The 24,710-nt window shown below is 69.2% G+C and carries 24 protein-coding genes and 1 pseudogene; 20 read left to right on the forward strand and 5 right to left on the reverse strand.

Features of this window, described 5'->3' with window-relative positions:
• From AX669_RS02760 to AX669_RS02790, 7 genes are all read left to right on the forward strand, one after another.
• Nucleotides 1-197, forward strand: a 197-nt coding sequence (locus AX669_RS02760) for a histidinol dehydrogenase (RefSeq protein ID WP_197418840.1), incomplete at its 5' end; no start/stop codon positions are given.
• On the forward strand, nucleotides 194-1,324 hold the full coding sequence (locus AX669_RS02765) for a histidinol-phosphate transaminase (RefSeq protein WP_062256417.1): 1,131 nt from the start codon (nucleotides 194-196) through the stop codon (nucleotides 1,322-1,324). The genes AX669_RS02760 and AX669_RS02765, both read left to right, overlap by 4 nt.
• On the forward strand, nucleotides 1,321-1,962 hold the full coding sequence (hisB, locus tag AX669_RS02770; protein WP_006944159.1) for an imidazoleglycerol-phosphate dehydratase HisB: 642 nt from the start codon (nucleotides 1,321-1,323) through the stop codon (nucleotides 1,960-1,962). The genes AX669_RS02765 and hisB overlap by 4 nt, the downstream gene beginning before the upstream one ends.
• A gap of 3 nt (nucleotides 1,963-1,965) precedes the next feature.
• Complete coding sequence (locus AX669_RS02775; RefSeq protein WP_062256419.1) at nucleotides 1,966-2,619, forward strand: hypothetical protein; 654 nt, start codon at nucleotides 1,966-1,968, stop codon at nucleotides 2,617-2,619.
• Nucleotides 2,616-3,236, forward strand: a complete 621-nt coding sequence (gene hisH, locus AX669_RS02780; protein ID WP_006944195.1) for an imidazole glycerol phosphate synthase subunit HisH — start codon at nucleotides 2,616-2,618, stop codon at nucleotides 3,234-3,236. Before AX669_RS02775 ends, hisH begins: the two co-directional genes overlap by 4 nt.
• 43 nt (nucleotides 3,237-3,279) lie before the next feature.
• Entirely contained in the window at nucleotides 3,280-4,020 is a 741-nt protein-coding gene (gene priA / locus AX669_RS02785) for a bifunctional 1-(5-phosphoribosyl)-5-((5-phosphoribosylamino)methylideneamino)imidazole-4-carboxamide isomerase/phosphoribosylanthranilate isomerase PriA (protein WP_006944303.1), read from the forward strand.
• Nucleotides 4,017-4,742: an SseB family protein gene (locus AX669_RS02790; protein ID WP_062256420.1), complete on the forward strand. Its 726-nt coding sequence runs from the start codon at nucleotides 4,017-4,019 to the stop codon at nucleotides 4,740-4,742. Before priA ends, AX669_RS02790 begins: the two co-directional genes overlap by 4 nt.
• A gap of 134 nt (nucleotides 4,743-4,876) precedes the next feature.
• On the opposite strand, the gene AX669_RS02795 is transcribed toward AX669_RS02790, so the two are convergent.
• From AX669_RS02795 to AX669_RS02815, 5 genes are all read right to left on the reverse strand, one after another.
• Nucleotides 4,877-5,170: a DUF3349 domain-containing protein gene (locus tag AX669_RS02795; protein ID WP_062256422.1), complete on the reverse strand. Its 294-nt coding sequence runs from the start codon at nucleotides 5,168-5,170 to the stop codon at nucleotides 4,877-4,879.
• A gap of 4 nt (nucleotides 5,171-5,174) precedes the next feature.
• Nucleotides 5,175-5,468 (reverse strand): hypothetical protein, encoded by a 294-nt coding sequence (locus tag AX669_RS02800; protein ID WP_062256424.1) that lies wholly within the window; start codon nucleotides 5,466-5,468, stop codon nucleotides 5,175-5,177.
• Nucleotides 5,465-6,733: an inorganic phosphate transporter gene (locus AX669_RS02805; protein ID WP_062256426.1), complete on the reverse strand. Its 1,269-nt coding sequence runs from the start codon at nucleotides 6,731-6,733 to the stop codon at nucleotides 5,465-5,467. The genes AX669_RS02800 and AX669_RS02805 overlap by 4 nt, the downstream gene beginning before the upstream one ends.
• A gap of 298 nt (nucleotides 6,734-7,031) precedes the next feature.
• Nucleotides 7,032-8,432, reverse strand: a complete 1,401-nt coding sequence (lpdA, locus tag AX669_RS02810; RefSeq protein WP_062256428.1) for a dihydrolipoyl dehydrogenase — start codon at nucleotides 8,430-8,432, stop codon at nucleotides 7,032-7,034.
• Nucleotides 8,433-8,547: 115 nt separating this feature from the next.
• Nucleotides 8,548-9,513 carry a sugar-binding transcriptional regulator gene (locus tag AX669_RS02815; RefSeq protein WP_062256429.1) on the reverse strand — a complete coding sequence of 322 codons (966 nt, stop codon included), beginning with the start codon at nucleotides 9,511-9,513 and terminating at the stop codon, nucleotides 8,548-8,550.
• Nucleotides 9,514-9,645: 132 nt separating this feature from the next.
• Here AX669_RS02815 and AX669_RS02820 point away from each other — a divergent pair, with 132 nt between their 5' ends.
• The 13 genes and pseudogenes from AX669_RS02820 to pheT all read left to right on the forward strand — a co-directional run bounded on the left by AX669_RS02820 (nucleotide 9,646) and on the right by pheT (nucleotide 24,624).
• Nucleotides 9,646-11,019: a sugar ABC transporter substrate-binding protein gene (locus AX669_RS02820; protein ID WP_062256431.1), complete on the forward strand. Its 1,374-nt coding sequence runs from the start codon at nucleotides 9,646-9,648 to the stop codon at nucleotides 11,017-11,019.
• 104 nt (nucleotides 11,020-11,123) lie between these two features.
• Entirely contained in the window at nucleotides 11,124-12,002 is an 879-nt protein-coding gene (locus AX669_RS02825; RefSeq protein WP_231729381.1) for a carbohydrate ABC transporter permease, read from the forward strand.
• Nucleotides 12,002-12,889, forward strand: a complete 888-nt coding sequence (locus AX669_RS02830) for a carbohydrate ABC transporter permease (protein ID WP_062256434.1) — start codon at nucleotides 12,002-12,004, stop codon at nucleotides 12,887-12,889. Before AX669_RS02825 ends, AX669_RS02830 begins: the two co-directional genes overlap by 1 nt.
• Nucleotides 12,889-14,385, forward strand: a complete 1,497-nt coding sequence (locus AX669_RS02835; RefSeq protein WP_062256437.1) for a mannitol dehydrogenase family protein — start codon at nucleotides 12,889-12,891, stop codon at nucleotides 14,383-14,385. The genes AX669_RS02830 and AX669_RS02835 overlap by 1 nt, the downstream gene beginning before the upstream one ends.
• Nucleotides 14,386-14,511: 126 nt before the next feature.
• The gene (locus AX669_RS02840; protein WP_062256439.1) at nucleotides 14,512-15,552 is read left to right on the forward strand and encodes an NAD(P)-dependent alcohol dehydrogenase; all 1,041 of its coding nucleotides are present in this window, start codon (nucleotides 14,512-14,514) and stop codon (nucleotides 15,550-15,552) included.
• A 66-nt stretch (nucleotides 15,553-15,618) separates the two neighbouring features.
• Nucleotides 15,619-17,032: pseudogene (locus AX669_RS02845) on the forward strand (xylulokinase).
• 72 nt (nucleotides 17,033-17,104) lie between these two features.
• Nucleotides 17,105-18,349, forward strand: a complete 1,245-nt coding sequence (locus tag AX669_RS02850; RefSeq protein ID WP_062256441.1) for an MFS transporter — start codon at nucleotides 17,105-17,107, stop codon at nucleotides 18,347-18,349.
• Between the two features lie 365 nt (nucleotides 18,350-18,714).
• Nucleotides 18,715-19,314 (forward strand): translation initiation factor IF-3, encoded by a 600-nt coding sequence (gene infC, locus AX669_RS02855; RefSeq protein WP_304438400.1) that lies wholly within the window; start codon nucleotides 18,715-18,717, stop codon nucleotides 19,312-19,314.
• Between the two features lie 106 nt (nucleotides 19,315-19,420).
• Entirely contained in the window at nucleotides 19,421-19,615 is a 195-nt protein-coding gene (gene rpmI / locus AX669_RS02860) for a 50S ribosomal protein L35 (protein WP_006944255.1), read from the forward strand.
• A gap of 70 nt (nucleotides 19,616-19,685) precedes the next feature.
• On the forward strand, nucleotides 19,686-20,060 hold the full coding sequence (rplT, locus tag AX669_RS02865; protein ID WP_006944285.1) for a 50S ribosomal protein L20: 375 nt from the start codon (nucleotides 19,686-19,688) through the stop codon (nucleotides 20,058-20,060).
• Nucleotides 20,061-20,115: 55 nt separating this feature from the next.
• Nucleotides 20,116-20,928: an RNA methyltransferase gene (locus tag AX669_RS02870; RefSeq protein WP_006944167.1), complete on the forward strand. Its 813-nt coding sequence runs from the start codon at nucleotides 20,116-20,118 to the stop codon at nucleotides 20,926-20,928.
• A 62-nt stretch (nucleotides 20,929-20,990) separates the two neighbouring features.
• Entirely contained in the window at nucleotides 20,991-22,088 is a 1,098-nt protein-coding gene (gene pheS, locus AX669_RS02875) for a phenylalanine--tRNA ligase subunit alpha (protein WP_062256443.1), read from the forward strand.
• Between the two features lie 4 nt (nucleotides 22,089-22,092).
• Nucleotides 22,093-24,624 carry a phenylalanine--tRNA ligase subunit beta gene (pheT, locus tag AX669_RS02880; protein WP_062256445.1) on the forward strand — a complete coding sequence of 844 codons (2,532 nt, stop codon included), beginning with the start codon at nucleotides 22,093-22,095 and terminating at the stop codon, nucleotides 24,622-24,624.
• Nucleotides 24,625-24,710 lie beyond the last annotated feature (86 nt).

Here is a 24,710-nt window from a genome sequence, read left to right on the forward strand (position 1 = left end):
GCTCGGAGATGTGTATAAGAGACAGCCTCAAGGGCGTCCACATCGTCGACTATTCGCGCGAGGCCCTCGCGGAGGTCGCGGACGTCGTCGTCACGCTCGCGAACGCGGAGGACCTGCCGGCGCACGGCGAGGCCGTGACGGCGCGCTTCGAGCGTCGGGACGAGGCAGAGGCCGGGACGGAGAACGCGCCCGCATGAGCGAACCCACGATCACGCAGCTGCTGCGCGAAGACCTGCGAAACCAGAGCGCGTACGGCGCGCCGCAGCTCGACGTGCCCATCGCGCTCAACACGAACGAGTCGTCCTACGACGTGCCGGAGACGGTCGTGCGCAGCATCGTCGAGCGAGTCGAGAAGGCCGCGGGCGGGCTGAACCGCTACCCGGATCGCGAGTTCACCGAACTGCGCGCGGCCCTCGCCGACTACCTCGATCGCGTGACGGGCGTCCGGTTGCCCGTCGAGCAGATCTGGGCCGCCAACGGCAGCAACGAGGTGCTCAGCCACATCGTGCAGGCCTTCGGGGGCCCGGGCCGCGTCGCGCTCGGCTTCACGCCGAGCTACTCGATGCACCCGATCATCGCGCGCGGCGCGGGAACGACATGGGTCGACGGCCTGCGCGATCGTCGTGAGGGCGTCTATGACCTCGACGTCGACCTCGCAGTCGAGCAGGTGCGCGAGCACCGTCCGAACGTCGTGTTCGTCTGCACGCCGAACAATCCGACGGGCACCGCGGTGAGCAACGACGTCGTGCGCGCCATCTACGACGCGGCGCCGAACGCCGTCGTCATCGTCGACGAGGCGTACGTCGAGTTCGCGCGCCCGGGCACGCCGAGCGCCCTCGAGCTGCTCGCCGATCACCCGCGCCTGATCGTCAGCCGCACGATGAGCAAGGCGTTCGCGTTCGCCGGCGCGCGCGTCGGTTACATGGCCGCCTCGCGCGAGATCTGCGACGCGATGCGTCTCGTGCGTCTGCCCTACCACCTGTCGTCGGTGACGCAGGCGACCGCGCTGGCGGCCCTCGACCACGCCGAAGAGATGCTCGCCATGGTCGATGCGATCAAGGCCCAGCGCGACCGCATCGTCGAGGCCGCGCGAGTGGCGGGGCTCACGCCGACGCCGAGCGATGCGAACTTCGTTCTCATCGGTGGTCTCACCGACGCGCACGCCACGTGGCAGGCCCTGCTCGATCGCGGCATCCTCGTGCGCGACGTCGGCATCGCGCACCACCTGCGCATCACGGCCGGCACGCCCGCCGAGACGGACGCCGTCATCGCGGCCCTCACCGACCTCGCCCCCACGCACGCCCTCCAGGAGGAGAAAGCATGAGCGACGCGACCGACTTCGTCATCCCCGACGTGCCCGCCGACCACCGGACAGCGCTCATCGAGCGCACGACGAAGGAAGCCTCGATCAGGCTGTGGCTCGACCTCGACGGTACGGGCACGTCCGACATCCGCACCGGGGTGCGCTTCTACGACCACATGCTCGACTCGCTGAGCAAGCACAGCCTCATCGACCTGCGCATCCGCGCCAGCGGCGACCTCGACGTGGACGCCCACCACACGGTCGAGGACACCGCGATCGTGCTCGGCCAGGCCCTGCGCGAAGCGCTCGGCGACAAGTCGGGCATCTCGCGTTTCGGGGACGCGAAGGTGCCGCTCGACGAGGCGCTCGTCGAGGCGGTCGTCGACGTCGCGGGCCGCCCGTACGTCGTCCACACCGGTGAACCGGACGGCCAGATCTACGCGGTCATCGGGGGCAACTACATCGGCTCCCTGACGCAGCACGTCATCGAATCGCTCGGCTACAACGCGGGCATCGCGCTGCACGTCAACGTCATCTCCGGGCGCGACCCGCACCACATCGTCGAGGCCCAGTTCAAGGCGATCGCCCGCGCGCTGCGCGCCGCGGTGGCGAAGGACCCGCGCGTGCAGGGAATCCCGAGCGCGAAGGGTGCTCTCTGAGTCATGCCGAGACTAGGTCGGCAGTCGAACTTCACCGGCGCGCTCGACGCCGTCGTCGTCATACGCGGCGATGCCGAGCGTGTGGCTCGCTGGGTCGAACAGGGCACCGTGCCGGCGTACGTCGTCGACCTCGACGGGCCGTGGTGCGCCGTCGTCGCGGCGGGCCCTGGGCATGCGGCCGCGCCCTTTGACGACGCCGCGACGGTGCTCGTCGCCCGCCCCGTTCCGCAGATGATGCGCCCGGCCGCCGGGTTCTTCGTCCACGGCGACGACGCCGTCGTCCTCGTCCAGCCGCGACGGTGGCGCTCCCTGCCGCGTTGGTTCGTCGTCCGCCGCGGTTTCGGGGTCGTGCGCGCGGCGCTGCCGCAGGCGAGCCTCGCGGATCTGCTCGCGGTGGGGGAGAACTCGCACCCGGAGACCCTCGAACGCGTCCTCGCGCAGCGCGGCGCCGAGCCGATCGAGGTGCTGCGTGGCGTCATGGTCGCCCTCGGCATCCGCGCCGGGCATCTGCTCGCGCTGCATCCGCGCGCGGCGATCGAGGCCGATCTCGTCGAACCTGATGCGAAGGCAGTACGACGCTTCGACAAGCACACCCGCGAGGAACGGGAAGAACGGCGAGAGATCGAAGGGCACGCCCTGATGGAGGAGAAGCGATGAAGAAGGTCGTCGTGCTCGACTACGGCAGCGGCAACATCCACTCCGCCGTGCGCATGCTCGAACGCATCGGCGCCGACGTCGAACTCACCGCCGATCCCACGTCCGTGGCGCGCGCAGACGGGCTGTTCGTGCCCGGCGTCGGCAACTTCCACGCGTGCGCCGCGGGGCTCGTCGCCGCGGGCGGGCGTGAGCTCATCGCAGAGCGACTGACACGTCAGGCCCCCGTGCTCGGTATCTGCGTCGGCATGCAGGTCATGTTCGACGGCTCGAGCGAGCCGTCGCCGTCGCCGGTCGACGGGCTGGGGCTGTGGCATGGTCGAGTCGAGCGTCTCGACGCCCCGGTCGTACCGCACATGGGCTGGTCGCAGCTCGAACCGGCGCCCGGCAGCCGACTGTTCGCCGGTGTCGAGGACGAACGGTTCTACTTCGTCCACTCGTTCGCGGCCCCCGCGACCGTCGCCGACCTCAACTCGGGCGCGCGCGTCACGCTCGCGACGCACGGCACCCCCTTCGCCGCGGCCATGGAGCAGGGTGCGCTGAGCGCCACCCAGTTCCACCCCGAGAAGTCGGGTGACGCCGGCGCCGCGCTGCTGACAAACTGGCTCGACACCCTCTGATGCCATGCCCAGCCACCCCGATCCGACGGCTCGAAGGAGCACCATGACCACCGAACCCCGCCTCGAACTGCTGCCGGCCGTCGACGTCGCCGGCGGTGAGGCCGTCCAACTCGTCCAGGGCATCGCCGGGACGGGCGGCCAGTTCGGCGACCCCGTCGCCGCTGCACTCGCGTGGCAGGAAGCGGGCGCCGAGTGGCTGCACCTCGTTGACCTCGATGCCGCGTTCGGACGCGGCGAGAACCGCGGCCTGCTCGCCAAGATCGTCGGCACGCTCGACATCAAGGTCGAGATGAGCGGCGGCATCCGTGACGCCGAGTCACTCGAGGCTGCGCTCGCCACGGGCTGCCGTCGCGTCAACCTCGGCACCGCAGCCCTGGAGAACCCCGAGTGGACCGCTGCCGCCATCGCCGAGCACGGCGACCGCATCGCCGTCGGCCTCGACGTGCGCGGCACCACCCTCGCCGCCCGCGGCTGGACGAAGGAGGGCGGCGACCTGTGGGAGACCCTCGCCCGCCTCGACCGTGAGGGCTGCGCGCGCTACGTCGTCACCGACGTCGCGAAAGACGGGATGCTCGCCGGCCCCAACACCGCGCTGCTGCAGCAGGTGTGCGAGCGCACCGACCGCCCCGTCGTCGCCTCCGGCGGCGTGACGACGCTCGACGACCTGCGCGCGCTGCGCGAGCTCGTGCCGTACGGGGTCGAAGGCGCCATCATCGGCTCGGCCCTCTACAAGGGCACGATGACGCTCGCCGACGCCCTCGACGTCGCGGGGCGCCCCGAGTGAGCGGCCCGGGGCCGAGCGACAACGCCGGCATCCCGTTCAGCGGCCGCGAGGTGACGAGCACCGGTTTCGACGACGACCGCGGCGAGGCCGATGCGGCTCTCGTGGCGGCGCTGGCGAGTGGTGACGAGGAGGCGTGGGTCGCAGCGTTGGCCGAGAGCAGGTTGCTCGTGCCGATCGTCGCCGCCCCCACCGAGGTCGACACGAGCGGGGAGCACGCCGTCGAGAAGTCGACCGACATGGCTGTCGTGACGCTGACCGCGCCGGACGGTACAAAGGGCCTGCCCGTCTTCACGAGCCTCGAAGCGCTCGCCGCCTGGGATCCGGCGGCCCGCCCGTCACCCGTCAAGGCCGCGTTCGCGGCGCAGGCGGCCATCTCAGAGGAATGCGACGTCCTGCTGCTCGACATGGCCAGCGAGCATCGCGTCGTCGTGCGCGCGAGCATGGTCTGGGCGCTCGCGCAGCAGCAGGCCTGGGTGCCCGCCTACCGTGACACGCACGTGCGCTCCGCCATCGGGCAGGCTGTGCGCGTCGAGGAGGCCGTGCTCGCGCAGGAGTGCGTCGACGGGGGAGAGGGCGTGCTGCGGCTGCGTCTCACCCTCGCCCCGGGTTTGAGCCAGGACGAGGTCCGCGCGCTCGCCACACGCGTCGGCGAGCGGCTGGCCGCCGACGGTGAGACTCGCGCCCGCATCGAAGCTCTCGCCTTCGAGTTCGTCGCGGCGTGAGGCGCGGGCGGCACTGAAAACCCCGGAAGAGCCGGGGGGCACATGACGCAGGGGCCGGACGGTGAGATCTCACCGTCCGGCCCCTGCGTCATGCGTCGGCGCGTCGACACCTGGCGTGCGGTCTGACGTCGTGCTCAGTCGAACTCGTCGTGCAGCGGGAACCCGCACTCGTGCAGGTGGTCGAGCACCCGGTCCATTTCCTGTGGGCTGGGCAGCTCCTGGGTCACCTTCGTGATGCCGACACCCACATCGACCCGGTCAGCGGGCACGAGCCCGTCGGCGACGAGGTGGTTGCCCAGTTCGTGCATCTCCTCAGGAGAGAGCCTGCGCCGCATGAGCGCGAGCAACGGCTGGTAGTCGCGCTCCGGTACCCCCGTGGGGTAGCTGACGCGCAGCCAGTTGACGATGCGCTCGAGGGATGGGTTCATCGCCTCACTTCTTCTCGGCGAAGGTCGGGAACACGTGCTCGAACGACACCTTGTAGCCGAAGCCCGACGCGATGATGATGGCGAGGCCCAGCGCCACCGCGACGGCGACGAGCGCGAAGCAGAGCAGGCCGACGGGCTTGCCCCAGGACTTGGCGCTCTCGCCGGTCGTGAGAGCGCCTTCACCGGCGGCGATGCCACGCACGCCGAAGGCGAACAGGGCAGGCACGCCTGCACCGAGGACGATGGCGACGAGAAGCACCTTCCAGGCGCTCTCGAACGCGAGGGAGAGAGTGTTCATCGGGAACCAACCTTGGTCGCGGGGTGGACGGTGTTGCGGTCGGACTCGGCCACGACGTCGGGGATGTGCGTCGCCGCGAGGTCCTGCGGGTCCCACTCCTCGTTGACGTTGTTGTGGTCGACCGGCGTCTTGCGCGAGTGGTAGAACATGTATGCCGCGAACGCGCACAGGATGGCGAAGACGACGATGCCGCCGGCGCCACCACCGATGACGTCACCGAGGTACCACATGAGCGCACCGACGACCGCGGCGGCGGGCAGGGTGATGAACCAGGCGAGCACCATGCGTCCGGCGACACCCCAGCGGACCTCCGCGCCCTTCTTGCCCAGGCCGGTACCGAGGATCGAACCCGTCGCGACGTGCGTCGTCGACAGCGCGAAGCCGAGGTGGCTCGAGACGAGGATGACGGCGGAGCTGGCCGACTCGGCAGCCATGCCCTGCGGCGACTCGATCTCGACGAGGCCCTTGCCGAGCGTGCGGATGATGCGCCAGCCGCCGAGGTAGGTGCCGGCCGCGATGGCGAGCGCACAGGCGAACTTCACCCACAGCGGAACGCTGTGCGTGTCGGTCCAGGAGCCGTAGCCGATGAGGGCGAGGGTGATGACACCCATCGTCTTCTGCGCGTCGTTGGTGCCGTGAGCGAGCGAGACGAGCGAGGCGCTGCAGATCTGACCCCAGCGGAAACCACGCTCGGACTCGGCGTGACTGACCTTCTTCGTGATGGCGTAGATGAGCTTCGTGCCCAGCGCCGCAACGACCGCCGCGATGAAGGGCGACAAGAACGCGGGGATGATGACCTTGCCGACGACACCGTCGAGCTTCGATCCGTCACCCGTCCACTTGACGCCCGCCATGCCGATCGCGGCGATGGCCGAACCGATGAGACCACCGAACAGTGCGTGGCTCGAACTGCTCGGGATGCCGAGCAGCCACGTGAGCAGGTTCCACACGATGCCACCGACGAGGCCGGCGAGCACGATGAGCAGCAGGGCCTGGCCGTGGTCGGCGAGGAATTCCGGTTTCGGAGCGCCGTCCTTGGCCTGGATCTTGATGACTGCGTTGGTGACGGTGAGGGCGACCTCGACCGACAGGAAGGCACCGATCAGGTTGAGGATGCCGGAGAGGGCGACTGCCACCTTGGGCTTGAGGGCACCGGTGGCGATGGACGTCGCCATCGCGTTGCCGGTGTCGTGGAAGCCGTTGGTGAAGTCGAACGCCAGTGCCGTGACGATGACGAGCACGAGAAGAATGAACGAGAAATCCACACGGCAAGTGTGCAACCGCGCAGTGGCCGCCGAGTGCGCTGTACGCAAACGGGTGTTGGCACTGCGGGAAATTCGCGGGAGCGCCCGATATCTGTTCACCGGAAGTTCACCTCCCGTGAGGCGATTCTTTGCCGGACGGGCACGCGCGAGGGCGCCCCGGCGTCTCGCGCGGTTGACGCGGGCGGCCCGCTCGACCACGTGACGCAACGAGACCGCCGGGTCCGGAGCATGAGCTCCGGACCCGGCGGTCTCGAATCGATCGCGCTGAGGTACAGGCGCGATCAGTGGATCTGCGCGATCAGAGGTTGATCATGTGCCCGGCGATGCCGTGCACGGCTTCCTTCACGGCCTCTCCCAGCGTCGGGTGGGCGAAGATGTTGCGCGAGACCTCGTCGGCCGTCAGATCCCACTGCTGCGCGAGCGTCAGCACCGGGAGCATCTCGGTGACGTCGGGGCCGATCATCGCGGCGCCGAGCAGTTCGTCGTGCTTCGCGTCTGCGATGACCTTGACGAAGCCCACGGCCTCGCCGAGGCCCTGCGCCTTGCCGTTCGCGGAGAACGGGAACGTCGCCGTCTTGACGTCGTAGCCCTTCTCCTTGGCCTGAGCCTCGGAGTAACCGAACGAGGCGACCTGCGGCTGGCAGTACGTCGCGCGCGGGATCATGTCGTAGTTGATCTCCATCGTCTCGACGCCCGCGATGGTCTCGGCGGCGACGATGCCCATGGCCTCGGCGGTGTGCGCGAGCATGAGCTTGGCCGTCACGTCACCGATGGCGTAGACCTTGTCGACGTTGGTGCGGCCGCGCCCGTCGATCTCGATGGCGCCGCGCTCGGTGAGCTTGACGCCGAGATCCTCCAGGCCGTAGCCCTCGACGCGCGGCTTGAAGCCGAACGCCGACAGCATCTTGTCGGCCTCGAGCACCTGCGAGTCGCCGCCCTTGGCGGGGGAGACGGTGACCTTGACGCCGGAGCCGGTGTCCTCGGCCTTCTCGACCTTCGTGCCGGTCATGACCTTGATGCCGAGCTTCTTGTACTGCTTGAGCAGCTCCTTGGACACGTCCGCGTCCTCGGTCGGCACCATGCGGTCGGCGAACTCGACGATCGTCACGTCGACGCCGAAGTTCTTCATGACGTAGGCGAACTCGACGCCGATGGCGCCCGAACCGCCGATGATGATGGAGCCCGGCAGCTCCTCCGAGAGGATCTGCTCCTCGTAGGAGACGATGTTCTTGCTGAGGTCGACCCCGGGCATCGTGCGCACGGTGGCGCCCGTCGCGACGATGAGGTTGTCGTAGGTGACGCTCTGGGTGGAGCCGTCCTCACCCTTCACGTCGATGGAGTGGTCGGCCTTGAGCGTGCCGTGACCGTTGATCTCCGTGATCTTGTTCTTCTTCATCAGGTAGTGAACACCCTTGACGATGTTCGACGAGACCTGACGGGAACGCTTGTGCGTGGGCCCGAACGCCATCGTGGCGTCGCCCTCGATGCCGAACTTCTCCTTCTCGTGCGTGAGCACGTGCGCGAGTTCGGCGTTCTTCAGCAGAGCTTTCGAGGGGATGCACCCGACGTTGAGGCAGACACCTCCCCAGTACTTCTGCTCGATAACGGCGGCGCTCAGGCCGAGCTGGGAGGCGCGGATAGCCGCGACGTACCCACCCGGGCCGGCGCCGAGGACGACGACATCAAAATGATTGGCCACGAGGCAGAGCCTAGACCCATCGGGGCGCAGGGTGTGAGTGCAGGTAGTTACTGACGGGTAGAAGTTTGCGGCGCCCGGTCCCGACCGTTCCCGTGCGCCTCGCGGCGCGTGGGGCTCAGTCGTCCGCCGCCTCGGTGTGCTGCGCGAGCAGCTCATGCGCCAAGGGCGTGTCGACGACGATCGAGGTGAGGTAGCCCCCGCGGATGCCGGCCGCGACGGCCGCGGCGCGCGCCCGACCGTGCGACAGGGCCACGACGTGGGTGATGAGCCGCAGATCGTCGGGGCGCATGCTGACCAGACGTGCCGTCAGGCCCGCGTGCACCGGCGCGCCGGTCACGTCGAACAGGGAGCCGGCGATCTCGCCGACGACCTGCAGGCGCGCGAGATCGTCGCGCTCGTCGTCGCTCGCGAGGTCGAACAGGGTGCTCTCGCCGCTGCTCCACCCGCCGACGCCGACGAGTGCGAGGGAGCAGTGCTTGGCGTCGTCGAGGGTGCCTGCGACGCTCGCCTGAGCGCGGATGACGGCGGCCGCAGCGGCGTCGTCGGCAACGAGCGGCGCGTAGAAGACGCGGGGTTCTCCGCCGGTGAGGCGGGCGGCGTCACGCACGACGTCGACGGGGGAGGATTCGTACGCCGGCAGGTCGAGGGCCCCGGAGAGCTGGACGATCGGCACGGGTGGCAGACCGTCGAAGTGGCGCACCGCCTTGGCGACCATCCGGCTCCATGGCAGCCCGATGACGTCGGTCGGCTGCGCGAGGCGCCGCATGAGGTCGGCGCCGCGGCGGGCGAGCTCGTCCTGCGCGGCGTCCGTCTCGAGTTCCTCGACGTCGACGACGACGGCGTGTGCGAGCCCGAACGCGTCGCGCAGGCGGCGTTCGAGGTGCTCGCACCCGGCGCCGGGGTCGACGACGTCGATGCGGACGATTCCCTGGTCGCGGGCCTCCTCGAGCAGGCGCGCCACCTTGAACCGACTGATGTCGAGCTCTTCGGCGATGGCCACCTTGGAGGCGTCGTCGAGGTAGTAGCGACGTGCTGCGTGGACCATGAGGCGCTGATGCTGCGGTGCGCTCGCGTCGACCATGGGAACTCCCGGCGTTCGTAGCGTGAATCGTGGGTTGACATTGTGTGTCGAATCACACTTTACTCATATGTGCCTGCTAGTGCTCAAGTGAGCATGGTGCTCGTTCGAGCATTGCACACCAGGCACGACGACATGGGAGGTTTCGTGGGACGACGACGAAATGGCATCGCCCTCCTCGCCGCGGCAGCACTGGTGGGCGGTTCTACGACCGCGTGCGCGGGCTGGGGTGGCGGGGTCTCATCGGGTGGCAAGGACAGCATCAACGTCCTCATGGTCAACAACCCGCAGATGATGGACCTGCAGAAGCTCGCGCCGGATTTCGAGAAGGAGACGGGCATCCACGTCAACTTCACGGTGCTGCCGGAGGACGACCTGCGCGACAAGACGAGTCAGGAGTTCAGCGCCCAGGCCGGTCAGTACGACGTCGCGACGTTGAGCAACTTCGAGATCCCGATCTACGCGAAGGCCGGCTGGGTCGCGGATCTCACGAGCCACGTCAAGGCCGACACCCAGTTTGACCAGGACGACATCCTCGCTCCCATGACGAAGGCGCTCAGCGTCGACGGGAAGATCTACGGCGAGCCGTTCTACGGCGAGTCGAGCTTTCTCATGTACCGCAAGGACATCCTGGCGTCGAAGGGCATCACGATGCCCGCGAACCCGACGTGGCCGCAGGTCGCCGACATCGCGGCCAAGGTCGACGGCGCCCAGCCGGGCATGCGCGGCATCTGCCTGCGTGGTCAGCCAGGATGGGGTCAGCTGTTCGCGCCGCTGACGACCGTCGTCAACACCTTCGGGGGCACCTGGTTCACGAAGGACTGGCAGGCGCAGGTCGACTCGCCCGAGTTCAAGCAGGCGACGAACTTCTACGTCGACCTCGTCAGGAAGCACGGTGAGGCCGGAGCGCCGCAGGCGGGCTTCACCGAGTGCCTCAACAACACCCAGCAGGGCAAGACGGCGATGTGGTACGACGCGACGTCGGCCGCCGGTTCCCTCGAGGCCAAGGGCTCGCCGGTGGCCGGGAAGATGGGCTACGCGCCGGCTCCCGTCGTCAAGACCAAGAATGCCGGTTGGCTGTACGCCTGGGCGTGGGCGATCGAGCAGAAGTCCGAGAAGAAGGACGCCGCCTGGAAGTTCGTCTCGTGGGCCTCGGGCAAGAAGTACGAGAAGCTCGTCGGCGAGAAGATCGGCTGGTCGTCGGTCCCCTCCGGCAAGCGCGCCTCGACGTACGAGATCCCCGAGTACGTCGCCTCCGCGAAGGCGTTCGCCGAACCGGCGAAGAAGGCCATCGAGTCGGCTCAGCCCGACAACCCGGGCGTCCAGCCCCGACCCGCCGGCGGCATCCAGTTCGTCGACATCCCCGAGTTTCCGGCCCTGGGCACCCAGGTCAGCCAGGAGGTCAGCTCGGCCATCGCCGGCAAGCAGAGCGTCGATGCGGCGCTCGAGACGGGCCAGGAGCTCGCGAGCGACGTGGCCGAGGACTATCGCAAGCGTGAAGGGAAGTGAGTGACGTGAGCACCAACGCGCTCGCACGAGGGGACGAGGACGACTTCGATCACCGCGACCCCGACAACCACGATCTCGAACCGGCTCCGGGCGGCAAGACAGCCCTGGCCCGGACGGGAGCGTGGGCGCGCCGCGCGCCGCTGCTGCCGGCGCTGATCTTCATGATCATCGCGACGCAGCTGCCGTTCGTCGCGACCATCGTCATCTCGATGATGCGCTGGAACGCGTACTACCCCGATGACGTCGGATTCGCCGGCTTCGACAACTTCGTCACGGTGTTCACGAACGTCAACACCCGCAAGGCGATCTGGGTGACAATCCTGCTCACGCTCATGGTCGTCATCATCAGCCTGCTGCTCGGGCTCGGCATCGCGCTGCTGCTCGATCGCAAGTTCAAGGGCCGCGGCATCGTCCGAACCCTCATGATCACGCCGTTCCTCATCGTGCCCGTCGCCGCGGCGCTGCTGTGGAAGCACGCGCTGTTCAACCCCGAGTACGGCCTGTTCAATGGATTCCTCAAGATGGTTCTCGGCGACGACGCTCCGCAGCCGGACTGGATCACGAACAACCCGCTGCTCGCGGTGGCGGTCTCGCTCATCTGGCAGTGGACGCCGTTCATGATGCTCATCTTGCTCGCGGGTCTGCAGTCGCGCCCGATGGACGTCGTCGAGGCCGCGCGCATCGACGGTGCGTCGAACTGGCAGATCTTCAAGCACATGACGCTGCCGCACCTGCGCCCGTACATCGAGCTGAGCACCCTGCTCGGCGCGATCTACATCGTGCAGAACTTCGACGCCGTCTTCACGATCACCTCGGGTGGTCTCGGCACTGCGAACCTGCCGTACCTCATCTACCAGACCTTCTACCAGGCCCACGACTACGGTCAGGCCTCCGCAGCCGGTGTGATCGTCGTCCTCGGCACGATCATCATCGCGACGGCCGCTCTGCGCACCGTCCTCAGCCTCTTCAAGGAGGAGAACTGATGAGCACTCCCGCCTCCGCGGCCGCTGCACCCGCCGCGACGCCGAAGTCCTCCGGGCCCGCGTACACGCCGAACCCGAAGAAGAGGTCGGGCGCCCTGCTCGGCGTCCTCGCCTGGATCATCGGCCTGCTGTTCGTCCTGCCCGTCGTGTGGATGGTGTGGATCTCGTTCCACTCCGAGAACGACGCGGCCACCAACCCGCCCAAGTTCGACGCTCCCTTCTCGACGGAGGGCTACAAGAACTTCTTCGACTCGAACCCGTGGCCGTCCCTGGCGAACTCGCTGACGGCGAGCGTCGTCTCGACCCTCATCGTCCTGCTGCTCGCCCTGCCGGCCGCGTACGCCCTGTCGATCCGTCCGGTGAAGAAGTGGTCGGACGTGTTGTTCTTCTTCCTGTCGACGAAGTTCATGCCCGTGGTCGCAGCGCTGCTGCCGATCTACCTGTTCGCGCAGAAGGTCAACCTGCTCGACAACATCTGGCTTCTCATCCTGCTGTACACGTCGATGAACCTGCCGATCGCGATCTGGATGCTGCGCAGCTTCCTCGCCGAGGTTCCGAGCGAGATGCTCGAGGCCGCCCAGGTCGACGGCGCCGGTCTCGTGCGCACGCTGCGTGAGGTCATCGCGCCGGTCGTCATGCCCGGCATCGCCTCGGCCGCGCTCATCTGCTTCATCTTCAGCTGGAACGAGATGCTGTTCGCCCGCGTGCTCACCGGTACGGTGGCGGAGACCGCGCCCGTGTTCCTCACGGGCTTCGTGACGAGTCAGGGCCTATTCCTCGCCAAGGTGTGCGCCGCGTCGATCGTCGTGTCGCTGCCCGTCCTCGCCGCAGGTTTCGCCGCGCAGGACAAGCTGGTCCAGGGCCTGTCGATGGGAGCTGTTCGCTGATGGCCGTCCGCCTTTTGCAATCCACGTTGGCCGAGCTGCCGGAACAGGTGGCGCGCCCCACCTACGACCGCGCGAAGCTGACGACGGGCATCGTCCACTTCGGCGTCGGCGGCTTCCACCGCGCGCATGAGGCGATGTACCTCGATCGTCTCATGAACGACGGCGAGGCCCTCGACTCGGCCATCACGGGCGTGGGGGTGCTGCCGCACGACAAGCGCATCGTCGACACCCTCAATGCGCAGGACGGGCTCTACACCCTCGTCCTCAAGCACCCGGACGGCACCCGCGAGCCGCGCGTCATCGGCTCGATCCAGAAGATGCTGTTCGCGCCCGACGACCCCGACGCGGTCATCGACCTCATGGTGAGCCCGGAGGTCAAGATCGTCTCGCTGACGATCACCGAGGGCGGCTACCTCGTCAACCAGGTGACGGGGGAGTTCGAGGCATCCAACCCGGGCATCCAGCACGACCTGGCCGACGGGGCGTCACCGCAGACGGCGTTCGGGCTCATCGTCGAGGCGATCCGACGCCGTCGCGACGCGGGGCTCACGCCGTTCACCGTCATGAGCTGCGACAACCTGCCGGGCAACGGCGAGATCGCGCGGCGCATGATGACGGCGTACGCCGAGCTGAAGGACCCGTCGGTCGCGCAGTACATGCGCGATCACGTCGCGTTCCCGAACTCCATGGTCGACCGCATCACGCCCGTCACGGCGCCGGAGGACATCGCCGAGCTTGCCGACACGTTCGGTGTCGAGGACGGCTGGCCGGTCGTGTGCGAACCGTTCGCCCAGTGGGTGCTGCAGGACGAGTTCACCAACGGGCGCCCGCCGTTCGAGGATGCCGGGGTCCAGATCGTCGACGACGTCGAACCGTACGAGCTGATGAAGCTGCGCCTGCTCAACTGCGGCCACCAGACGCTCTGCTACGTCGGCTACCTCGCCGGTTACCGCTACGCGCACGAGGTGTGCAGCGACCCGTTGTTCGTCGACTTTCTGCTCGGTTACATGGAGAAGGAGGGTTCGGCGACGCTGCCGGAGGTGCCCGGGGTCGACCTCGACGCCTACCGTCACGAGCTCATCGCGCGGTTCGCCAACCCCGAGGTGCGCGACACGCTCGCCCGGCTGTGCATGGAGAGCAGCGACCGCATCCCCAAGTGGCTCGTGCCGGTCGTCAAGCACAACCTGGCGCACGGCGGCGAGATCGACCGCTCGGCCCTTGTCATCGCGTCGTGGGCGCGCTACGCCGAGGGCGCCGACGAGCAGGGCGACCCGATCGACGTCAACGATCGCGCCAAGGAGGCCGTCATGGCGGCCGCAGCGGCGCAGCAGGACGACAAGCTCGCGTTCCTGCGCAACCCGGACTTCTTCGGCGACCTCGTCGACGACGAACGATTCACGACGGCCTACGTCGCGGCACTCGACTCGCTGCACGAGGTCGGAGCCCGAGCCACGCTCGAGGCCCGCGCCGCCCAGGACGCCCGCCCCGGCGCGTGAGCCGGCACGGTGACGTCGGGGTGACCTGACGAGGCGTGGTCGGCGCCGCCGGCATCGTGCCTGCGGCGCCGGCCGCGTCGGAGTCCTCGGGGGTGAATGGAACCCCAGGACGACAGAGGAGACCGGATGACGTGTGACGAGAGGAACCCCATGCGCGTGCTCGAACTGAGCGCACCCGAGACGCTCACCCTGACCCAGCGTGACGTGCCGACGCCCGGCCCCGGGCAGGTGCTCGTGCGCATGACGTGCGTCGGCGTGTGCGGCAGTGACACGCACTACCTCACGCATGGGCGCATCGGCAGCTACGCCGTCGACTACCCGATGGTGCTCGGGCATGAGGGTGCCGGTGTCGTCGAAGCGGTCGGTGAGGGCGTCGACGCCTCGCGCATCGGCGAGCGCGTCAGCATCGAACCGGGCGTGCCGTGCCGCACGTGTGCGCAGTGCCTCGCCGGCGCCTACAACCTGTGCCCTGACATGGTGTTCCACGCGACGCCGCCGTACGACGGCTCGCTCGCCGAATGCATCGTCCACGACGCCGCCTTCGCGCATCCGTTGCCCGACGGCGTGAGCGACGAGGCTGCTGCGATGGTCGAACCGCTGTCGGTCGGATTGTGGGCCTGCCGCAAGGCCGATGTGACGCTCGGAGATCGCGTCCTCATCACCGGCTGCGGCCCCATCGGGCTCATGTGCCTGCTGGCCGCCCGGGCGCGCGGCGCGCGTGACATCACCGTCGTCGACCTCAACCCCGAACGCCTCGAGCGTGCCCGGGCGCTCGGTGCGCGGGTCGTCGACTCACGTCACGAGAGGTTCGACGAGCGCGAGTACGACGTTCTGCTCGAGTGCTCCGGGGTCGCCTCAGTCACGCTCGCCGGGATGCGGGCCCTGGCGCGAGGCGCTCGCGCCGTGCTCGTCGGGATGGGCGGCGACACCGTCGAACTGCCCCTGTCTGCGCTGCAGGAGCGTGAGGTCAGCGTCACCGGGGTGTTCCGCTACGCGAACACATGGCCGCAGGCGCTCGCGATGCTCGCGGGCGGCGTCGTCGAGGTCGACGATCTCGTGACGGGGCGTTTCGACCTCGCCGACGGCGAGCAGGCCCTGCGCGCGGGCCTCGACGACCCGGCATCCGTCAAGGCCATGATCTATCCGAACGGACTGCCGACGGTCTGATCTCACCGTACGGTTACCGCCGTCCGAACCGCGCGTCGCCCCCGGCGACGCCTGAGAAGGGAAACCATGTCACCTCGACTCGTCGCCGGAGTGGATTCGTCCACGCAATCGACCAAGATCGTCGTCTGTGATGCCGAGACGGGCGCCGTGGTGCGCACCTCGCGCGCGCCTCACCCCGACGGCACGAGCGTCGACCCCGAGGTGTGGTGGCGCGCTTATGAGGACGCGACGGCGGACGGGATGCTCGACGACGTCGAGGCGATCGCCGTCGGCGGTCAGCAGCACGGCATGGTCGCCCTCGATTCGGACGGCGCCGTCATCCGAGAGGCGTTGCTGTGGAACGACGTTCGCTCGGCGGGCGCGGCGCGTGACCTCGTCGACGAACTCGGGGGAGCGGGCGCCTGGGTGGATCGGCTCGACGTCGTGCCCGTCGCGGCGTTCACCGTCGCGAAGGTGCGGTGGCTGCGTGATTCCGAACCGGACAACGCCGCCCGCCTCGACACCGTCGTCCTGCCCCACGACTGGCTGACGGGGCGCATCCTGCAGGCCGGCGGCGGCTTGCGAGGATGGACGACCGACCGTGGCGACGCGAGCGGCACCGGGTACTGGTCACCCGTCACCGGCGAGTACGACGCCGGCATCCAACGTCTCGCCCTGGGCCGCGAGTTCGGCGTCCCGCGCGTCCTCGGCCCCGCCGAGCCCGCCGGCGTCACCGACGCGGGCCTCGTCGTCGGGGCGGGCACGGGCGACAACATGGGCGCGGCGCTCGGTCTCGGCCTGCAGCCCGGCGACGTCGTCGTCAGCCTCGGCACGTCGGGCACCGTCTTCGCCGTCCCAGGACACGCCGACGCGGGACGCGAGCGGGCAGATCGCCGGATTCGCCTCGGCCGACGGGCGGCACCTGCCGCTCATGTGCACCCTCAACGCAGCCCGCGTGCTGACGACAGGTGCCCAGCTGCTCGGCGTCGACCTCGACGAGTTCTCCCGCCTCGCGCTCGCGGCACCCATCGGCGCGCAGGGCCTGACGTTGCTGCCCTACCTCGACGGTGAGCGCACGCCCGACCTGCCCGACGCCACGGGCACGCTCGGCGGCCTCACCCGAGCGAACGCGACGCCGGAGAACCTTGCGCGCGCCTGCGTCGAGGGGATGCTCGCGAACCTCGTCGCGGGCGTCGAGGGGCTGAAGCAGCACGGCCTGAGCGCGCGACGCATCGTCCTCATCGGGGGCGCTGCGGCTTCGGCGGCGGTGCGCGAGATCGCACCGATCCTGTTCGGGTTGCCGGTGCACATCCCGGCGCCGGGGGAGTACGTCGGTATCGGCGCGGCGCGCCAGGCGGCGTGGGCGCTGGCCGGAGGTGACGAGCCTCCGGCCTGGCATGTCGCCTATGACCACGAACTCGAGGCCACGGACGACGACGTCACCGCCGGACGCGCGGTCTACGAGCGCTACCTACGTCTGCAGCGGCAACTGCACGGCTGAACGGGCAACCTCGAGGCGGTGGACGAAAGGGGTTCGCCCACCACCGCACGCCCGTGACACCATGACGCCACCATGCCCGCCACCCGTTACCGCCGCGTTCTTGCCAACCGCCGCACCCGCCAGCTGCTGCTGCTCGGCTTCGCCATCCGCATCCCGACGTTCGGGGTGTCGGTGCTGCTCACGATCCACGTCGTCGAGACGCTGCACCGCACCTGGTCGCAGGCAGGTCTCGTCGCGGCGGCCTCGACCCTCGCCGTCGCGCTGTCGGGGCCGTGGCGCGGGCGCCTGCTCGACACCCTCGGGCTGCGCCGGGTCGTCGCGCCGTCGATCCTGGTCACGGCCGGGTGCTGGGCCGTGGCGCCCTTCGTCGGCTATGTGCCGCTGCTCATGCTCGCGGCACTGGCCGGGCTGTTCGCCGTGCCGACGTTCACCGTCATCCGTCAGGGCATCATCGCCGCGACGAGCGACGAGGATCGCCGCACGGCGCTCGCGACCGACAGCATCATCGTCGAGCTGTCCTTCATGCTCGGGCCCGTCATCGCGATCGCTCTCGGCGGTCACTTCCCGACGTCGTGGGTGATCTTCTGCCTCGAGATGGCCTCCGCGGCGCTCGCGGCGCTGCTGTGGTGGATCGACCCGCCGATCCGGCAGGCGCTCGACGAAGAGGCTGCCGCGGACGTCGACCTGCCACGCGAACGCTGGGTGACGCCGCGTTTCCTGGCGGTGTGCCTCGTCGGGTTCGCGGCCGTCGTCGTCCTCAGCGGCAGTGACGTCTCGTTCGTCGCCGCAGCCCGTCACTTCGACGCATCCGCCCAGCTCGGCCTCGTGCTGGCCGTGTGGGGGCTGGGCTCCGTCCTCGGTGGGCTCGTCTACGGCGCGATGACGTCGCCTCCGCCCATGTTCGCGCTGCTCGTCCTGCTCGCCCTGACGACGGCGCCGATCGGCTTCGCCCACGGCGTGCTCGGGCTGTGCGTGTGGGGTTTCGTCGCGGGCCTGTTCTGCGCGCCGACGATGACTGCGTCCGTCGATGCACTCACGCGCGTCGTCCCCGAACGGGTGCGCGGTGAGGCGATGGGGTGGCACGGTTCGTTCCTCACCCTCGGCGGTGCGCTCGGTGGGCCGCTCGCAGGCGTGTTCATCGACCGTCACGGCTTCGCGGGCGGTTTCGCGTCCGTCGGGCTGACGGGGGCGGCCATCGCCGGCCTCGGCGCCGTCATGGTCGGGGCGCGACGGGGGCTGCGGTCACGACGGGCCGGTCTGCCGGCGTCTTCACAGGCGCAGGGCACCGACGTCGAAACCGCCCGCCGCGCCGATTAGGGCGGAGCCACACCGGCTGCTATCGTAGTGGCAACCAGCCGAACGTTCGCATGGCCTCATCGAGGCAGTGAAAGCGCTCGGTGCGCAAGAGGGGCTTCGGTCTCCACCCTCGGTCTCCTTCGGGAGGCAGGGTCTTGGTCACGATGCACGACGAGGCACCCGCCTCGATGGCGACGGAACAATCATCGCGTCGTGCGTGTTGAACGAAGACTTCTTGCGCTCGCAAGAAGTCTTTTTTGTTGCCCGAACACCGTCGGTGGCCGGGCACACCGCAACAACTCGTGAACATCACACTCGTGAAGGAGCAGGCCATCAGCGCTGAGCCACGCATCAACGACCGAATCCGAGTCCCGGAAGTTCGGTTGGTGGGCCCCAATGGTGAGCAGGTGGGCATCGTCCGAGTCGAGGACGCGCTGCGCCTCGCCGCCGAGGCCGACCTCGACCTCGTCGAGGTGGCCCCCCAGGCCAAGCCGCCCGTCGCCAAGCTCATGGACTTCGGCAAGTTCAAGTACGAAGCGGCCATGAAGGCGCGCGAGTCGCGCAAGAACCAGGTCAACACGGTCATCAAGGAGATCAAGCTCCGACCGAAGATCGACCAGCACGACTACGACACCAAGAAGGGTCACGTCGTCCGGTTCCTGTCGGCCGGTGACAAGGTCAAGGTCACCATCATGTTCCGCGGCCGTGAGCAGTCGCGCCCCGAGCTCGGCTTCCGCCTCCTGCAGAAGCTCGCTGAGGACGTGCAGGAGCTCGCGTTCATCGAGAGCGCGCCGAAGCAGGACGGGCGCAACATGGTGATGGTGCTCGGCCCGACGAAGAAGAAGGCCGAGGCGCGCGCCGAGGACCGTCGTCGTCGTGAGGCCGAGAAGGCAGCCAATGCCGCCCCGGAGCCGCAGGCCGAGACGCCTGTCTCGAGCGAGGCCCCTGAGGCCGAGCAGGTCGCGGCCGGAGAGGCTGCGAAGTAACACCCCCTTCACCCTCGGGTGGAGAACCCTCGTCCCGGGTGATCGGGCGAGGCAGTCAGACAGCCGACGCGCACACGAGCGCGTCGAGGTAGCGAAGGAGTCGGCCATGCCGAAGATGAAGACGCACTCCGGTGCGAAGAAGCGTTTCCGCGTCACCGGTAAGGGCAAGATCATGCGGCAGCGCGCCCGCCACGTGCACAAGTTCGAGGAGCGCGCCAAGCGTCAGTCGCGTCGTCTCGTCAACGACGTCGTTCTCGCGCCGGCCGACGAGAAGAAGATCAAGCGCCTTCTCGGCCTCTGAGCCGTCCACACCCACCAACTAACTTCGCGGCAGGCGTCAGGCGCCGCCGCCCCACTCAAGGAGTGATCACGTGGCACGCGTGAAGCGGGCAGTCAATGCCCACAAGAAGCGTCGTACCGTTCTCGAGCAGGCCAGCGGCTACCGCGGCCAGCGCTCGCGCCTTTACCGCAAGGCCAAGGAGCAGGTGACGCACAGCCTCGGTTACGCCTACCGTGACCGTCGCGCCAAGAAGGGCGACTTCCGTCGCCTCTGGATCCAGCGCATCAACGCTGCGGCTCGCCTCAACGGCATGACGTACAACCGCTTCATCCAGGGCCTGAAGGTCGCCGGCATCGAGGTCGACCGTCGCATGCTCGCCGAGCTGGCCGTCAACGACGCCCCGGCCTTCGCCAAGCTCGTCGAGATCGCCAAGGCGAACGTCCCGGCCCAGACGCCGGCTGCCTGATCCAGGCACCTCTTTCGCACCGAACGCCGCTCCACGCCGAAGGGCTCGCTCGACCATGATCACGAACGTCCGTTCCGATCGGGTCAAGCAGGTCAAGGCGCTGGGGCGGCGTTCTGCACGTGACAAGGCCGGGCTGTTCCTCGTCGAGGGGCGCCAGGCCGTGCGCGAGCTCATCCGGTTCGCGCCGATGTCGATCCGCGACGTCTACCTCGACGCCGACGCCGCCGAGCGTCACCCCGACCTGCGCGAACTCGCCGGGGAATGGGCTGACGGCGCCGCAGCAGGCGAGCGGCGCTTCGTCCACGACTGCTCGCCGCAGGTGCTCGCCGCGATGTGCGACACCGAACAGCCGCAGGGCATCATCGCCGTCGCCAGGCCGATCGATCGCCCGCTGGCCGACGTGCTCGCGGGCTCGCCGAAGTTCGTCGTCATTTGCACGAACGTGCGCGACCCCGGAAACGCGGGCACCGTCATCCGCGGCGCCGATGCGACGGGGGCGGACGCCGTGATCCTCAGCGACGCGAGCGTCGACCTCTACAACCCGAAGCTCGTGCGTTCGAGCGTCGGCTCGCTGTGGCACCTGCCGATCTCGCGCGGGTCGTCGATCGAGGAGATCTTCGCCGCTTGTCGCGCCGCAGGGCTGACACTGCACGCCGCCGACGGCGTTGGCGAGACATTTCTGCCCGACGTCGACCTCGCCACCCCGCACGCGTGGGTCATGGGCAACGAGGCATGGGGCCTCGAGCCCGAGGTGCGCGAGCAGTGCGACGACGTCGTCCGCGTGCCGATCTACGGCCACGCCGAGTCGCTCAACCTCGCGATGGCCGCCACCGTCTGCCTCTACGCCTCGGCTGCCGCCCAGAACTGAGCACCCCTCGCCCGCGCGGACGCGTGGGAATCGGTTTGCGCGCACTCGATAGACTCGGGCGCATGTCTGGCCCCAACACGAACTACGACCCCGTCGAGGTCGCTGCCCTCGACCCCGAGGTGGTCGAGTCCAACGTCACCGCCGCTCTCGCGGCCATCGCCGCCGCGTCCTCGCTCGAGGAGCTCAAGGAGGTGCGCACGGCGCACGCGGGTGACAAGTCCCCGTTGGCGCTGGCCAACCGCGAGATCGGCGCGTTGCCGCCGTCGGCGAAGGCCGAGGCGGGCAAGCGCGTCGGCCAGGCACGTGGCCGTGTGGGCGCCGCGCTGAAGACCCGCCAGGGCGAGCTCGAGGCCGAGCGCGACGAGCGCATCCTCACCGAAGAGGCCGTCGACGTGACGACGGCGACCGCGCTGCGTCGCCCCGTCGGCGGGCGTCACCCCGTCGAACTCATGCAGCAGCTCATGGTCGACCTCATGGTCGGCATGGGGTGGGAGGTCGCCGAAGGGCCAGAGGTCGAGGCCGAGTGGTTCGTGTTCGACGCCCTCAACTTCGACGAGGACCACCCCGCGCGCCAGATGCAGGACACGTTCTACCTCGACCCCGCCGACGGCGGCCTCGTCATGCGCACGCACACCTCGCCCGTGCAGGCACGCTCGATGCTCGATCGTGGGGTGCCGCTCTACATCGTCGCGCCCGGCAAGGCGTACCGCACCGACGAACTCGACGCGACGCACCTGCCCGTCTTCCACCAGATGGAGGGCCTCGCGGTCGACAAGGGCATCACGATGGCGCACCTCAAGGGCACGCTCGACCACCTCGCGACGCAGTTGTTCGGTGAGGGCATCACGACGCGCCTGCGCCCCAACTACTTCCCGTTCACCGAGCCGAGCGCCGAGATGGATCTGCGGTGCTTCGTCTGCCGTGGGGAGGACGCGGCCTGCCGCACCTGCGGCGGCACCGGCTGGATCGAGTGGGGCGGCTGCGGCATGGTCAACGAGAACGTGCTGCGCGCCTGCGGCGTCGACCCGGCCGAGTACAGCGGTTTCGCGTTCGGCATGGGCGTCGAACGCGCCCTGATGTTCCGCACGGGCGCATCCGACATGCGCGAGATGATCGAGGGTGACGTCCGCTTCGACGCCCAGTTCGGCTTGGAGGTCTGAGACAATGCGAGTTCCCATCGAATGGCTGCGCGAGTACGTCGACGTGCCCGAAGGGGCAACCGGCCTGCAGGTCGCAGCGGACCTCGTGCGCGTCGGACTCGAGGAGGAGGCCATCCACGGCGGCGGCGTTACCGGCCCCCTCGTCGTCGGCCGCGTGCTGACGAAGACGCCCGAGGAGCAGAAGAACGGCAAGGTCATCAACTGGTGCACCGTCGACGTCGGTGACGCGAACGGCACCGGTGAACCTCAGGGCATCGTGTGCGGCGCGCACAACTTCCAGGTCGGCGACACCGTCGTCGTCGCGCTGCCGGGTGCCGTGCTGCCGGGCGGCTTCGCCATCAGCGCCCGCAAGACGTACGGTCACCTGTCGGCCGGGATGATCTGTGCCGCAGATGAACTGGGCCTGCCCGACGACGGCTCGGGCGGCATCATCCTGCTGCCGCAGCGCCTCGGTGTCGACGCCTCGTCGCTCACGCCGGGCCAGGACGCACTGCCGCTGCTCGGGCTCGACCGCGAGACCGTCGAGGTGAACGTCACCCCCGATCGCGGTTATTGCTTCTCGATGCGCGGCATCGCGCGCGAGTACGGCCACGCCACTGGCGCGAGCTTCACCGACCCGGTCGATGCGCTGACGACGAGGGCGCCGGCAGCGAACGACTTGGGTTACCCGGTGCGCGTCGACGACCCCCAGGGGCTGCGTGGCGCGGTCGGCTGCGACCGGTACGTCGCACGCGTCGTGCGCGGCATCGACCCGAACGCACCGGTGCCCGCGTGGCTCGCGACGGCCGTCACCGAGGTGGGCATGCGCTCGATCTCGCTGCCGGTCGACGTCACCAACTACGTCATGATGGCGCTCGGCCAGCCCCTGCACGCGTTCGATCTCGGGGCGCTGGGCGAGGAGATCGTCGTGCGACGCGCCCGCGCGGGGGAGAAGCTGACGACGCTCGACGGCGTCGAGCGCACCCTGTTCGCCGAGGATCTGCTCATCACCGACGGCGGTGCGCGCCCGCTGGCGCTGGCCGGCGTCATGGGTGGTTCCGACAGCGAGGTGAGCGACTCGACGACCGACGTCCTCATCGAGGCCGCCCACTTCGACCCGGTCTCCGTCGCCCGCACCGCGCGCCGCCACAAGCTCGGCAGCGAGGCGTCCAAGCGCTACGAGCGTGGCGTCGACCCGCAGATCGCCGCAGCCGCGGCGCAGCTCGCCGTCGACCTGCTCGTGCAGTACGGCGGCGGCGCCGTCGACGAGGGCGTCACCGACCTCGACACGACGCGCGCGCCGCAGCCGATCGACTTCGACCCGCAGCAGCCGACGCGGCTCGTCGGTGTCGCGTACTCCGACGACGAGGTCGCCGAGAGCCTTGACGCCGTCGGGTGCCGGGTCGAGCGCAACGAACCGTTGTGGAGCGTCACACCGCCCACGTGGCGCCCCGACCTGACGAGCGGGCCCGACCTCGTCGAGGAAGTGGCGCGTCTGCGCGGGTATGACGCCATCCCATCCGTCCTGCCGCGACCCCTCGCCGGGCGTGGGCTGACGGCGTCGCAGCGCTACCGCCGCAACGTGGCGAATGCGCTCGCGATGGCTGGCCTGACGGAGATCATCTCGCTGCCGTTCGTCAGTGATGACGTACACGACAAGCTCGGCTTCGCAGCCGACGACGCGCGGCGCACGAGCGTGCGCCTGACCAACCCGCTGTCGGACGAGCTGCCGCTCATCCGCACGAGTGTTCTCGCCACGATGATGGACTCGCTCAAGCGCAACGTCGCGCGCGGGTTCAAGGACGTGGCGCTGTTCGAGATCGGTCTCGTCGTCGCCGGTGAGGCGGGCCAGGCGCCGACGTCACCGGTCGGCGTGCACCCGGCGCCTGAGGTGCTCGACGCGATCCGCTCGGCCGTGCCGGCGCAGCCGCGCCACGTCGCCTGGGTCGCCGCCGGTGACAGCGAGCGCAAAGGCTGGTGGGGTGCCGGGCGCGGCGCGGACTGGAGCGACGCGATCGCCGTGGCGCTGCAGATCGGGCGCGTGCTCGGCGTCGACCTGACGATCGAGCAGGCGCAGGTGGCGCCGTTCCACCCGGGACGCTGCGCGAGCATCGCGCTGCCGGACGGCACCGTCATCGGCGCAGCGGGCGAGCTGCACCCCAAGGTCGTCGCGGCGTTCTCGCTGCCGGCCCGCACGGTCGGGGGCGAACTCGACCTCGACGCGCTGTCGGCGTACGCCGAGCGCCCCGGTGTCGCTTCGAGCATCGCGACGTTCCCGCAGGCGCATTCCGACGTCGCGCTCGTCGTCGACGCGTCCGTCCCTGCGGCTCGCGTCGAGACGGCGTTGCGCTCGGGGGCCGGTGAACACCTCGAGTCGGTCGCGCTGTTCGACATCTACACGGGCGATCAGGTCGGTGAGGGCAAGAAGTCCCTCGCGTACCGCCTGTTCTTCCGTTCCCCCGAGCGGACGCTGACGACCGACGAGGTGAACGCGGCACGCGACGCGGCAGTGCGCGCCGTCGACGAGAGTGTTGGAGCGAGCCTGCGCGGCGCCTGATTCCGGCATGATCGACAGGGTGGGGGCGGCGTGACGCCGTCTCCACCCTGTGTGCATGAGTATGACCTAAAAATGCATGGGTATGC

It is taken from the genome of Dermacoccus sp. CCH2-D9 (assembly GCF_001556795.1).
GTDB lineage: Bacteria > Actinomycetota > Actinomycetes > Actinomycetales > Dermatophilaceae > Dermacoccus > Dermacoccus nishinomiyaensis.